This is a genomic window from Bacillus marinisedimentorum (assembly GCF_001644195.2).
Lineage (GTDB): Bacteria > Bacillota > Bacilli > Bacillales > Bacillaceae_O > Bacillus_BL > Bacillus_BL marinisedimentorum.
This window is the reverse complement of sequence record NZ_LWBL02000065.1, coordinates 1-12,133: the sequence shown is the minus strand read 5'-3', so window position 1 is coordinate 12,133 and position 12,133 is coordinate 1. Positions and strand designations below refer to the sequence as shown.

At 48.5% G+C, this 12,133-nt stretch carries 16 protein-coding genes; 14 read left to right on the top strand and 2 right to left on the bottom strand.

Features of this window, described 5'->3' with window-relative positions:
• The first annotated feature begins 57 nt into the window (after positions 1-57).
• The 3 genes from acpS (at position 58) to A4U59_RS18270 (ending at position 3,079) form a co-directional block, all read left to right on the top strand.
• Positions 58-420: a holo-ACP synthase gene (gene acpS / locus A4U59_RS18280; RefSeq protein ID WP_070121679.1), complete on the top strand. Its 363-nt coding sequence runs from the start codon at positions 58-60 to the stop codon at positions 418-420.
• 64 nt (positions 421-484) lie between these two features.
• Complete coding sequence (locus A4U59_RS18275) at positions 485-2,014, top strand: bifunctional ADP-dependent NAD(P)H-hydrate dehydratase/NAD(P)H-hydrate epimerase (RefSeq protein ID WP_070121647.1); 1,530 nt, start codon at positions 485-487, stop codon at positions 2,012-2,014.
• A 54-nt stretch (positions 2,015-2,068) separates the two neighbouring features.
• A complete protein-coding gene (locus A4U59_RS18270) occupies positions 2,069-3,079 on the top strand; it encodes a LolA family protein (protein ID WP_070121646.1) in 1,011 nt (336 codons plus the stop codon).
• 274 nt (positions 3,080-3,353) lie between these two features.
• On the opposite strand, the gene A4U59_RS22080 is transcribed toward A4U59_RS18270, so the two are convergent.
• Positions 3,354-3,818 carry a hypothetical protein gene (locus A4U59_RS22080; RefSeq protein WP_211274965.1) on the bottom strand — a complete coding sequence of 155 codons (465 nt, stop codon included), beginning with the start codon at positions 3,816-3,818 and terminating at the stop codon, positions 3,354-3,356.
• Between the two features lie 226 nt (positions 3,819-4,044).
• On the opposite strand from A4U59_RS22080, the gene alr reads away from it, so the two are divergent.
• The 3 genes from alr to ndoA all read left to right on the top strand — a co-directional run bounded on the left by alr (position 4,045) and on the right by ndoA (position 6,027).
• Positions 4,045-5,205 (top strand): alanine racemase, encoded by a 1,161-nt coding sequence (gene alr / locus A4U59_RS18255; protein ID WP_070121678.1) that lies wholly within the window; start codon positions 4,045-4,047, stop codon positions 5,203-5,205.
• Positions 5,206-5,385: 180 nt separating this feature from the next.
• Complete coding sequence (locus A4U59_RS18250) at positions 5,386-5,673, top strand: CopG family ribbon-helix-helix protein (RefSeq protein WP_070121643.1); 288 nt, start codon at positions 5,386-5,388, stop codon at positions 5,671-5,673.
• Positions 5,674-5,676: 3 nt separating this feature from the next.
• Positions 5,677-6,027 carry a type II toxin-antitoxin system endoribonuclease NdoA gene (gene ndoA / locus A4U59_RS18245; protein WP_070121642.1) on the top strand — a complete coding sequence of 117 codons (351 nt, stop codon included), beginning with the start codon at positions 5,677-5,679 and terminating at the stop codon, positions 6,025-6,027.
• A gap of 105 nt (positions 6,028-6,132) precedes the next feature.
• Here ndoA and A4U59_RS21475 read toward each other — a convergent pair whose 3' ends face one another.
• The gene (locus A4U59_RS21475; RefSeq protein ID WP_157888222.1) at positions 6,133-6,300 is read right to left on the bottom strand and encodes a hypothetical protein; all 168 of its coding nucleotides are present in this window, start codon (positions 6,298-6,300) and stop codon (positions 6,133-6,135) included.
• 570 nt (positions 6,301-6,870) lie between these two features.
• On the opposite strand from A4U59_RS21475, the gene A4U59_RS18235 reads away from it, so the two are divergent.
• The 8 genes from A4U59_RS18235 (at position 6,871) to A4U59_RS18200 (ending at position 11,724) form a co-directional block, all read left to right on the top strand.
• The gene (locus A4U59_RS18235) at positions 6,871-7,692 is read left to right on the top strand and encodes an RsbT co-antagonist protein RsbRA (protein WP_070121640.1); all 822 of its coding nucleotides are present in this window, start codon (positions 6,871-6,873) and stop codon (positions 7,690-7,692) included.
• A 12-nt stretch (positions 7,693-7,704) separates the two neighbouring features.
• Positions 7,705-8,061, top strand: a complete 357-nt coding sequence (locus A4U59_RS18230; protein ID WP_070121639.1) for an STAS domain-containing protein — start codon at positions 7,705-7,707, stop codon at positions 8,059-8,061.
• A 4-nt stretch (positions 8,062-8,065) separates the two neighbouring features.
• Positions 8,066-8,467: an anti-sigma regulatory factor gene (locus A4U59_RS18225; RefSeq protein ID WP_070121638.1), complete on the top strand. Its 402-nt coding sequence runs from the start codon at positions 8,066-8,068 to the stop codon at positions 8,465-8,467.
• Positions 8,468-8,481: 14 nt separating this feature from the next.
• Positions 8,482-9,492 (top strand): PP2C family protein-serine/threonine phosphatase, encoded by a 1,011-nt coding sequence (locus tag A4U59_RS18220; protein WP_070121637.1) that lies wholly within the window; start codon positions 8,482-8,484, stop codon positions 9,490-9,492.
• 62 nt (positions 9,493-9,554) lie between these two features.
• Complete coding sequence (locus A4U59_RS18215) at positions 9,555-9,887, top strand: STAS domain-containing protein (RefSeq protein WP_070121636.1); 333 nt, start codon at positions 9,555-9,557, stop codon at positions 9,885-9,887.
• Entirely contained in the window at positions 9,887-10,369 is a 483-nt protein-coding gene (gene rsbW / locus A4U59_RS18210) for an anti-sigma B factor RsbW (protein ID WP_070121635.1), read from the top strand. Before A4U59_RS18215 ends, rsbW begins: the two co-directional genes overlap by 1 nt.
• Positions 10,338-11,123 (top strand): RNA polymerase sigma factor SigB, encoded by a 786-nt coding sequence (gene sigB / locus A4U59_RS18205; protein ID WP_070121634.1) that lies wholly within the window; start codon positions 10,338-10,340, stop codon positions 11,121-11,123. The genes rsbW and sigB overlap by 32 nt, the downstream gene beginning before the upstream one ends.
• A 1-nt stretch (position 11,124) precedes the next feature.
• Positions 11,125-11,724 carry a PP2C family serine/threonine-protein phosphatase gene (locus A4U59_RS18200; RefSeq protein ID WP_070121633.1) on the top strand — a complete coding sequence of 200 codons (600 nt, stop codon included), beginning with the start codon at positions 11,125-11,127 and terminating at the stop codon, positions 11,722-11,724.
• The last annotated feature ends 409 nt before the right edge of the window (positions 11,725-12,133 follow it).

Sequence of the window (12,133 nt, the reverse complement as noted above, 5' to 3'; positions counted from 1 at the left end):
TATGTCTGGAAAGGTGAAAAAAATGAGTTTACCTCAAAAAGTCTGGATGGGAAAAAGATGATTCATGGAATCGGAATTGACATTGTTGAATTGGACCGGATTGAAAAATTGATGGAGCGGCAGTCCCGGTTTTTGGCCCGGATCTTGACAGAAGCGGAACTAAAACGGTGCGGAAGCCTTTCCGGAAGGCGGAAACTTGAATTCGCTGCCGGGCGGTTTGCCGTGAAGGAAGCTTTTTCAAAAGCGGCGGGAACCGGAATCGGATCCGAGCTCAGTTTCCAGGATATCGAAACAGCATCCGATCCGGCTGGAAAGCCATACATAAAATCAAAGCTGTTCAACAGCCGCTTTCATGTTCACGCAAGTATTTCACATAGCCGCGAATACGCCGCTGCACAGGTAATTATCGAAAGCTTATAAAGCTAGTCTGCATATCACCACAGTTTGTCTCATATAAATTTAGTGCGGTTAGGAGGGAACTGGTTTGCAAATCGTCACTGCAAATGAAATGTACGCCATCGACCGCTGTACCATGGAAAAGGTCAAGCTGCCCGGCGCCGCCTTGATGGAAAATGCGGGAAGGGCTGCTGCCGCGGAAATTGAAAAAAGGGTGGATAAGAACAACCGGATTACTGTGCTGGCTGGAACCGGCAACAATGGGGGAGACGGGTTTGTCATTGCGAGAACGCTCCTTGCCCGCGGGTACGATGTGACGCTCTGGGTGCTTGCGCCTGAGGAAAAGCTGAAAGGCGATGCCGGGCTGCACCGGGATATTTTTACGGCATCCGGTTATACGGCGCGCTATGCTGAACAGGAAGGCACAGATGTGCTTCTATCTGAACTCCCTGCCTTTGATGTATATATTGATGCCATCTTCGGCATCGGCATCAAAGGGGATGTGCGCCCTCCATACCGCGAAATCATTGCAGCCGTAAACGGGATGAAGGGAATGAAAATCGCCATCGACATTCCGAGCGGGCTGGAAGCGGACAGCAGCCGCTATCCGGATATCGTCTTCAAAGCAGACGCCACCATCACGCTCCAATGCCCGAAAACAGGCGCATTTTTGTATCCGGGCAGAGAAGCATACGGCGAGCTGGTGACTGTCGATATCGGCATTCCGCCCGCAGTCATTGAAAAAGAGGCTGGAAAGCGGATAGTGTGGGGGGAAGCGGACGCGGCAGCCTCATTGCCGCGCAGAAGAGCGGATTCCCACAAAGGCAGCCACGGAAAAGGACTCGTTATCGGCGGCTCGCGCATGATGAAAGGAGCACCAGCAATGGCCTCTCTTGCCGCGTTGCGCTCAGGTACCGGGCTCCTGACCGCCGCTGTGCCGGAGTCGGTGCTTGATGCAGTGGCCTCCCATGCAATGGAAGCGATGTACAGGTCTTTGCCCGAAAAGGATGGATTCATTGCGTCCCTTCATGGAGTGAACGTTTCCGAATTCGACGGCATTGCCGCGGGACCGGGGTTCGGAAGGCATGAACAAGGGACGGAAGTGATCGAGTACTTGCTGAAGGCGGTAAAAGCCCCGCTTGTGCTTGATGCCGATGCACTTTACCATGCCGGTTTCCTGAAAGACGAACTCAAACAGAGGCCGGAACCGGTGATCCTTACACCCCATCCGGGTGAAATGGCGCATCTTGCCGGTGTATCCGTTGCAGAGGTCCAGTCCAGGCGTTTTCAGCTTTCCCAGGAATTCGCAGCTGAATTCGGCGTATATCTTGTCCTTAAAGGCCCGTATACAATCGTGACAGCACCGGACGGGCGGCAATGGGTGAACACAACCGGAAACCCGGCGCTCGCCAAAGGCGGTTCGGGTGATGTGCTGACCGGTATGATCCTCGCTTTCCTCATGCAGCACACCGAAATCCAGCCTGCCCTGAGCAATGCGGTTTTCCTGCATGGCCGGGCCGCGGATTATTTAATGAAAGCGGGACATACTTCCATGGATGTACTTGCCGGTGATCTGGTCGACGCTCTCCCGGCTGCGTTTTTGACAGTGGCGAATTAGCATTATGCATACAAGTTCTCTCCTTTGTCGTTACTGAGACAAAGGGGTGACAGAATGAAGAAGACATTTATACCAATGGTGCTGTCAGTTTTATTGGTATTGAGCCTGGCAGCATGCGGTGAGAAAAGCCAGGAAGATGTTATGTCTTCGCTTGATGAAAAGCTGAATAAGATGTCCAGCTATAAAGCGGATGCCAAAATGACGCTTGAAACAGGGAAAGAACCGCAAATTTATGAAGTGGAGATCTGGTATAAAAAGCCGAGCTACTACAGGGTGCTTTTGAAAAATGCGGAAAAAGACCAGAGCCAGATGATTTTACGCAATGATGATGGTGTATTCGTGCTCACACCAGCCCTGAACAAAAGCTTCCGCTTCCAGAGCGAATGGCCGGATAACAGCAGCCAGCCGTACCTGTTCGAATCGCTCGCCAGAGATATCCTGAACGACCCTGAGTCCGCCTTTACGGCGAAGGAAAGTGATTTTGTATTCGAAACAAAGACGAACTACCAGAACAACAAAATGCTTCCGCGCCAGGAAATCACGCTCAATAAGAAAAACCTGGCCCCAAGACAGGTGAAAGTGATGGACCAGGACGGGAATGCCCTTGTAAAAGTGGAATATTCCAAGTTTGACTGGGATGCCGATTTCGATGACAACGCATTCGATATGGACCGCAACATGACAAGCGGACAAATCGACATGCCGACGATGGCCGAGCCGAAAGCCGATTCGTTTGAAGTGCTCTATCCGGTAAATAAGCCAGAAGGCGTCAAGCTCGTTGAAGAAAAAGAAATGAAAACAGCTAACGGCAAGCGCGTAGTCCTCACGTTCGGCGGTGAAAAATCATTCACCTTGATCGAGGAAACCGCATCGGCCAGCGAATCTGCAGCCCCTGTCATGATGGACGGCGAACCGGCCCACCTGCATAACGCAGTAGCGGCAATCACCGACACTTCCATCTCATGGACTGACGAAGGTGTCGATTACTACCTTGTGTCAAACGATCTGACAAAAGAAGAAATGCTCGAAATCGCCCGCTCCGTTCAGGGTCAGGCGGTTAAGTAAGAATAATGCGGGGGCTCAGTCTGTGTAATGCAGCCTGGGCTTTTTCTTTTTTTGCGGGGAAAGGCGGTTGGCCGCATGGTGGTGAGGAAACGGAGAGAAGTGAGTAAAGGGCTGGACTTGCGCGCTGGACGCCGGCCTGGGGAAGCGGCAGGCGGTGCGGCTCCGCAACTGGTTTCAACAGTTGGCCGGCTATTGGGGCGTTTTAGATAGCCGGTTTTTATTTTTGGATTGATTTGGCCGGGGGGCGGGTGAAGTGCGGTAATTGCAGTGTAGTTCAGGGCTGCTCGGGAAGTGGATCAGTGTGGTGCGGGTGCCGTGAACCGGCCGGGCTTTGGCGTGAAAAACATGTGTTATGGCGTGAAACCGGGTCAATGGCGTGAAAATTTACTTCTCCGGCATGAAACAGCGGGGTTTTGGCGTGAAAAGGTGAGTATTCGGCGCGAAAACCTGAAGCTGTGGCGTGAAACCGAAACTGTTGAATTTGCCAGGGGCAAGTTCGGCGTGAAATTTGCACGAAACCGCATGAAATAACCCGCATATAGCATGAAACAGCAGAGATACGGCGTGAATTGCCTACCTGCCTCTTTGAAACAGCCCTGATCAGTTGAAAATAGACTATTTTAAAAGGTTTGACCGCGACAACTGCACTGCCCGCCCGCCGAAACTCTGATACCTGATAAATCGCTCCTCCTTCCACAAAAAATAATCGGGTTTTACCCGGAAGAAAAAACGCCTCCACTTGGAGTGCAGCCAATCCTCCATCTGCGTTCTCATCCAGTCATCCCTGCCACCGGAGTCTCCGGCTGAATCGCCAGTTTTACAGGCACGCCCCCTATAAAAAACCCGCCGCCATTCCGGCAAGCCCCAATCCTTTCTTTTGGCATTGACAGGACAAAATGAGAAGATAATAATCGAACATATGGAGTGACAGTTCGAATAAGGGAGGAAACAGGGCTGTGGAAATCATGCCTTATTATCGCGATACGTGGGTTGAGGTCAACCTTGATTATATATTTGAAAATGTTCAGGGAGTTAGGCGGCATTTGCCGGACCATGTGAAGGTGATAGCGGTTGTAAAAGCCAATGCTTACGGGCATGGGGATATCCAGGTGGCGAGAACGGCTATTGAAGCGGGGGCCGAAGCGCTTGCTGTTGCCATTTTGGATGAAGCGCTCGCTTTGCGGAAAGCGGGTATTACGGTTCCCATTCTGGTGCTTGGCTGGGTGCGGCCGCAGGATACTGTCATCGCAGCCCGGCATGATATTACCCTGACAGTGTTCCAGTCCGATTGGCTTCAGGAAGTTGCGGATGCCCTTCCGGAAGGGGAGCGGCTCCGTTTTCATATAAAAATGGACAGCGGGATGGGCAGGCTCGGGGTTAAAACCGAAACAGAAACAAAGCAGATTATCAGCCAGATCGCTTCATCATCGGAGTTTGAGCTTGAAGGGGCGTATACTCATTTCGCCACTGCGGATGAGCTCGATACCGCTTATTACGAGCGGCAATATGAACTTTTTATCGAAATGCTTGGCTGGATCCGTGATTTGGGAGTGGAGCCGGAGATTGTGCACAGCGGCAACAGCGCGGCCACTTTGCGCTTCCCGGATCAAGCATTCAATGCGGTCCGGTTCGGCATCTCCATGTATGGCCTTTCGCCGTCTGAGGAGATTAAGCCTTTGCTTCCTTATAAGCTGAAACCGGCGTTTTCGCTTCACAGCAAGCTGATTCATGTGAAAGAGATCGAGCCCGGTGAAAGCGTAAGCTACGGGGCCACTTACACGGCGTCACAAAAAGAATGGATAGGGACGGTGCCGGTTGGCTATGCTGATGGATGGATAAGAAAACTCAGCGCCCTGCATGTGATTGCAGGCGGGGAGGTCGTCCCGGTTGCCGGAAGGATTTGCATGGACCAGCTGATGGTGAGGCTTCCGTATAAAATGGAGCGTGAAACGAAGGTGACGCTGATCGGTGAACAGGGCGGCCACACGGTTACCGCTGACGACGCCGCGGCCTGCCTTGAAACGATAAACTATGAGATTCCCTGCATGATCAGTGAACGGGTGCCCCGTGTATATATACGGAACCAAAAAGTGACAGAAGTGAATAATTACGTCGTAAATGATTAATCTATCTATGAATAAAATAAGGTAATTTTTCTTAAAAAGCAGGAGAAAGTCGAAGAGTGGCGAATATTTTTTTATAGGAAAAGCCCGTAGAGCCTTTGCAAATGCCGATTAACGATGCTATCATTAATTGTGGATTAAATGTGTGACCAAACAAAAGGTGTGTAGTTATGGTGGAGGTGTATGTGTGTGGCAAACCCGAACACAACGACAGAAATAACAATTCAGTTGCCTCAACAACTGGTGAGTGAGCTCGATGGGATCATTCAGCTTGAAAATGGAAACCGAAATGAATTCATTTACCAGGCTACTAAAATGTATCTTCGTGAACGAAAGAAGCGGCAAATTCGTGAATCCATGCGTCGTGGCTATATGGAAATGGCAAAGATTAATTTGAACATTGCTTCAGAAGCCTTTCTTGCCGAGGAGGAAGCGGATCACACCCTAGAGCGCTTAGTAAGCGGGGTGTAAGATTTGATTGTTAAACGCGGCGATGTTTACTTTGCCGATCTTTCTCCTGTAGTAGGTTCAGAGCAAGGGGGCGTACGGCCTGTTCTTATTATTCAAAACGACATTGGGAACCGCTTCAGTCCTACGGTGATTGTCGCCGCTATTACTGCCCAGATCCAAAAAGCAAAGCTTCCCACCCACGTGGAAATCGATGCGAAAAAATACGGCTTTGAACGAGATTCGGTCATATTGCTTGAACAGATTCGTACCATAGACAAACAGCGTTTAACGGATAAAATTACCCACCTGGATGAAAAAATGATGACCAGGGTTGATGACGCGCTGCAAATCAGTCTTGGATTAATTGATTTTTGATAAGAGAATAGATGCGAAAAAGTTGCTCAATGAGCAGCTTTTTTTAATGGCTTGTTTCATTTATTGAGATTATTAACTGTTCATTCTCTCGGTACAGCCGGTTTTTCACGCCGAACATCTGCTTTCGCGCGGAACGTCCGATTTTTCGCGCCGGTCACCCTTGTTTTCACGCGGAATCCCTGCCTTTACACGCCGAACATCTGCTTTCACGCTGAACGTCCAGTTTTTCGCGCCGACCCTCACCTGTTTCGCGCCGGAAATCCTTGTTTTCACGCGGAATCCCTGCCTTTACACGCCAAACATCTGCTTTCACGCGGAACGTCCGGTTTTTCACGCCGCACCTCGCCTGTTTCGCGCCGGTCACCATCGTTTTCACGCGGAACCCCGTGCCTTTACACGCCAAACATCTGTTTCCACGTCAAACTCCAGCCGTTCAAACTAAACGCATATAATTAAAATGGAGTCTTTCAACATGGTTGGTTCCGGTTGCGTGAAACGCTTACTCCTGCCTTATTTTTCCCTGCTCTCCTCATCTTTCCGCAAATCCCTCCACTTCCCAAGGGGCATTCTCTTTATTGATTGCCGTTTTTTCGTTATGATTGTCGAATGAATTACCAGAGTGGAGAGTGAAGTAAATTTTTGTAATTTTGTACCCGTTGCAGACAGGCCCAAAACGGTTTTTTAAAAGGGTTTTATATAAAAGGGGAGAATATTGAAGTATGGCTTCAAGGGCTTTTGGTAGAAAAATTGAACATATTCCATGATAATGAAATAATAAGAGTGCTATGCAGCAGTACGGAAAGATTGGTTAGGTGGCCGAATACACGCATTGGGAGGAAGTCAATGGAACCGTATATTGTCGAAATCATATTTGATAACAAAGAAACAATCATCGACCGGTGGCTTGAAGAAGTTGGACAAGTCAGGAACAGCAAAAGGCTGACAAATATTTCGGATGATGTTTTCCGGAATACGAATTTTGAATTCGTGAATATCATCCTGAGCAATATTAATCTTGAGCAATCCTCTTTTTCCAGCCAGCTCAGCGACTTTTCCGAACGTTTGATGAAACTTGGCTGGCCGCTGAGTTACCTGACTGAAGGTCTTCAGATCTTCCGCAGGGTTGTGCTCGATTTGCTGTTTGACCAAAAATATAATGTCAAAGAACATTTATTGCTGATTAGCGGGGTTGATAAGTGGATCGATCCGATCATCAATCAACTCGTCGAAAGTTATTCGGGTTCATGGGAAAATATCGTTTCCCTGCAGAAGATCGCATTGCAGGAATTGTCTGCGCCGCTTATCCCGGTTTTTGAAAATATAACCGTTATGCCGCTCGTCGGCACAATTGATACAGAACGCGCGAAATTTATTATGGAGAACCTTCTTGATGGAGTGATCAAGCACCGGGCTGAAGTGGTGCTGATCGATATTACAGGCGTGCCGGTAGTCGATACGATGGTGGCCCATCACATCATTCAGGCCGCTGAAGCAGTACGGCTTATCGGGGCCCAGTGCATCCTTGTCGGCATCAGGCCGGAAATTGCACAGACCATTGTCAATCTTGGCATCAACCTGAATGAATTCCCGACGAAAAGTTCCATGCGAAAAGGGATGGAAACTGCTTTAAGTATGACAAACCGCCAGTTAACAGACTTGGAATAGGGAGGTAGCGGCATGCGAATACCGATATTGAAATTGCATCAATATTTGTTGATCACAATCCAGACTGAGCTTGATGACCAGACGGCTTTGCAGTTTCAGGAAGATCTTCTGAATAAAATCCATGAAACGAGTGCAAAAGGAATTGTAATCGATTTGACTTCTGTCGATATGATCGATTCATTTATAGCCAAGGTTCTCGGTGATGTTGTTGATATGTCAGGTTTGATGGGAGCGAAGGTGGTGCTAACCGGTATCCAGCCGGCGGTTGCCATTACGCTAATTGATCTTGGCATTCACCTGCGGAATGTTCCTACAGCATTGGACTTAGAACAGGGACTGGATAAACTGCAGCAGGAATTGGGGGAATAGCTGAATGGAAACCCAATCCTGTGTACATGTAAAAAAAGAATGGGATATTGTTGCGGCAAGACAGTTAGGGAGAAACGTCGCTAGAGAATTGGGGTTTGGGAGTGTTGACCAGGCCCGCATCACAACAGCCATTTCTGAGTTAGCCCGTAACATCTACCTTTATGCAGGAGAAGGCGAAATTGTAATTGAGCCGATAGAGGATAGTGCCCGGGGAGGCTTGCGCATCATCGCAAGAGACAACGGACCTGGGATTCGGGATATCAGACGTGTGATGGAGGACGGCTATTCTACATCCGGGGGGCTTGGCGCCGGGCTTCCGGGTGTGAAGAGGCTCATGGATGAGTTTACCATAGACTCCAGCGGCGATGACGGCACTGAAATTGTGGCGGTGAAATGGCTCCGTTAAGGGGGTAGTTGAGGTTGGACGAGAAAGATTTGATTGTGGAAAAGTATAAAAAAATACTGGATGATTATTTAAAGATCAAAGATGAACAGTCACTATATAAAGGCCAGCAATTCAGCCGTAAAGCGATCGAGCAGAAGATTTCCCCTGAGGAAATCATCAGCCTGCACATTACGGTAATGGAGGACCTGTTCCCGGACCTTGATGAAAACATGGCACGGTCACTGGAATTTTTGCTGGAGGTTATGATCAATTACGGATTTGCCTATCGTGAACATCAAAGTCTCCGCAGCCGGCAGCTCGAGCTTCAGTCCGAAATCGAAGTGGCTGCCAGCATGCAGCAGACACTGCTGACGACAGAACATCCGGCAGTGGAATCGCTGGATGTTGGTGCGGTCAGTGTGCCTGCAAAGCAAATGAACGGTGATTACTATCACTTCGTACAGGATGAGAATGGCTCACTCAGTGTGGCGATTGCAGATATTATCGGCAAAGGAATTCCCGCCGCACTTTGCATGTCCATGATCAAGTATTCAATGGACAGCCTGCCTGAGACAAGAATGGACCCGGGAGCGGTACTGGAAAACTTGAACCGCGTCGTGGAACATAACGTGGACCCGAGCATGTTCATCACGATGTTTTACGGGCTCTATGATCCGCGTGACCATAAGTTTTACTATGCATCAGCAGGGCATGAGCCGGGTTTCTATTACAATTCCAAAGAGGACAAGTTCGAGGAGATCAATGCAAAAGGTCTCGTTCTCGGTGTTTCCCGGACAATGAAATACGAAGACTTCCAGCGGGATGTCGAACAAGGCGATATGATCATCCTGCTTTCCGATGGTGTAACGGAATGCCGCACGGGCGACCGGTTTATTGAACGTGAAGAAATTATCGAAATCATTCGGGAATACATCCACCTGCCTTCACAGGAGATCGTTGAGAATGTATACCGGAAGCTGGAAAAAATGCAGGATTTCCAGCTGAGGGACGACTTTACCCTTATTATTATCCGCCGCAATGTTTAATCATTTCCGGCATCGGGTAGTTTAAAGCAGTAGCTATTATTAGACCAGGGGGAGTGTGTGAATTGAACTTACAAATAGATGTTCAGGAAAAAGACAAGAATGCCTATCACGTAACTGTAAGCGGAGAAGTAGATGCCTATACAGCTCCGGAACTGCGTGAAACGATAACCCCGCTTACAAAAAATGAAGGTATCAATATTGTGATCGACCTGGCAGGAGTCAGTTACATGGACAGTACCGGCCTAGGTGTGTTTATCGGCCTCTTGAAATCTGTAAGAGCGAATAACGGTACACTCACACTGACTGGAATGTCTGATCGCGTTACCCGCCTGTTTGAAATTACGGGACTTAATGAGGTAATGGAAATTGATCCGGCAGTCAGGGGTGGACAATGATGAACGAATCTTTTGATATGGTGGAAATGAAAGTGCCGGCCAGGCCAGAATATGTCGGAGTCCTGAGGCTCACAGCATCTGGAATCGCGAGCCGCATGGGCTTTGCCTATGATGACATTGAAGATATTAAGATTGCCCTGTCAGAAGCAGTGACGAATGCCGTCAACCATGCTTATCCGGATGATGAACACGGCGAAATCGCAGTAGCGTTCGGTATTTATGAAAACCGCGTCCAGATCATGGTTTCAGACAGCGGAAAAAGCTTTAATGCGAAAGAAACCCGTCAGCAGCTAGGTCCTTATGACAGCTCCAAGCCGGTTGAAACGATAACCGAGGGAGGGTTGGGCCTTTTCTTGATTGACACGTTGATGGACGAAGTTCAAATCAGTGATCAAGCGGGTGTTGTTGTCAGCATGACAAAATACCTTCAAAGAGACGAGGTGGATCAAAGTGCCGACACACAAACCTCAAAGACAAAATGACAATGAGGTTTATGAATGGATTCAAAGGGTCCAGGATGATTCTGATGATGAGACGGCACAGTCACTGATCGTTGATAAATACAATGATTTAGTCGTTTCGTTAGCCGGGAAGTATTCAAAAGGGCGCAGCATTCATGAAGACCTTGTACAAGTTGGTATGATTGGGTTGCTCGCTGCCATCAGGCGTTATGACCCGTCATTCGGAAAAAGTTTCGAATCGTTCGCGGTACCGACGATTATCGGTGAAATCAAACGTTTCATCCGTGACAAGACATGGAGCGTCCACGTTCCGCGCAGAATCAAGGAACTTGGTCCGAAAATCAAAAAAACGGTGGAGGATTTGACCAACGAACTCCATCGGTCCCCAAAAGTTGAAGAAATCGCAGACCGCCTCGAAGTGACAACAGAGGAAGTCCTGGAAACGATGGAAATGGGGAAAAGCTATCAAGCCCTATCAGTTGACAGCTCAATTGAAGCGGATTCTGACGGCAGCACTGTCACCCTATTGGACTTGGTTGGCCAGCAGGATGACGGTTTTGAAAATATCGATCAGCGACTTATTCTTGAAAAAGTGTTCCATGTTCTTACCGAGCGGGAACAGGAGATATTACGCTGCACCTATTTTGAAAATATGAGCCAGAAGGAAACAGGAGACCGCCTGGGCATATCCCAGATGCATGTTTCCCGCTTGCAGAGACGAGCCCTGAAAAAGCTCAGAGAAGCCATCAGGACTGAACCATCGGAGTGCTTGTGATATGATTTCCCACAAAAAGTATGACAAAGTAGATCTATACGCACATCAGTCAGCAAAAACCGGGAAAGATGCCTGCGGTGATTCATACTATATTAAGGAAACGAAAGATTACTTCCTGTGTGCCCTTGCGGATGGACTGGGAAGCGGCATGGAAGCCAGAGTTTCTTCACAGGCCGCAATTTCCGCCATCAGGGACCATGCCGATGAGGACGTACAGAGCCTGATGAACAGGGCTAATAAATCTCTTTATAATAAACGCGGCGCCGTACTCGGTTTGCTTAAAGTTTATTATGAAAAAAGGGAGCTCGAATACGCCTGTGTCGGAAACATCCGGTTTGTCATGTATTCGCCGGGCGGGAAGATCACTCATCCGCTTCCGAAATCAGGGTATTTATCCGGTAAGCCTGCCAGTTTCCGTGTCCAGCGGTTTCCTTATGAACCTGATTCCTCCTTCTTGATGCATTCGGACGGCCTGGAGATCCGGTCCATTAAAAACATCGTCTGGGAATTGAGATCCATCAAAGCAGCATCTCAAAAAATCAGACAGTTAATTGATAAGCCAAAAGACGACGTAACGTTCCTGATAGGTAAAATCGGGTAAGAGCTTCTTGATGGGAGGCTCTTTTTTTTATTTGTTTTGCATGCAGGCCGAAGGGAAATATGCACACTTCTAATGGAAATATGAGCTGATAGCGCTCCTTAGCCGGAGTGAACTGAGTTTCTGTGGGATGATGACGAGTATAGGATTCCTGAGAGTGAAACGGGTGAGCGGCCTGCCAGTAGAAATTCAAGCAGGCACAATTGATAAAATGCTGGTGAAACCACTGTATACATACAAAAAGAGCAAGTATAATCCGGTTACTTCTAGCATTACTGACGCGAACTCGAACTTCCGAGAGTGAGGGAGACAATATAGGCAAGGGAACTTGACTCCCGTGCCTATAAAGAGAGGCGGACTTGCAATATAGGCAAGGGAACCTGTCTTCCGTGCCTATAAAGAGGTGCAGGGA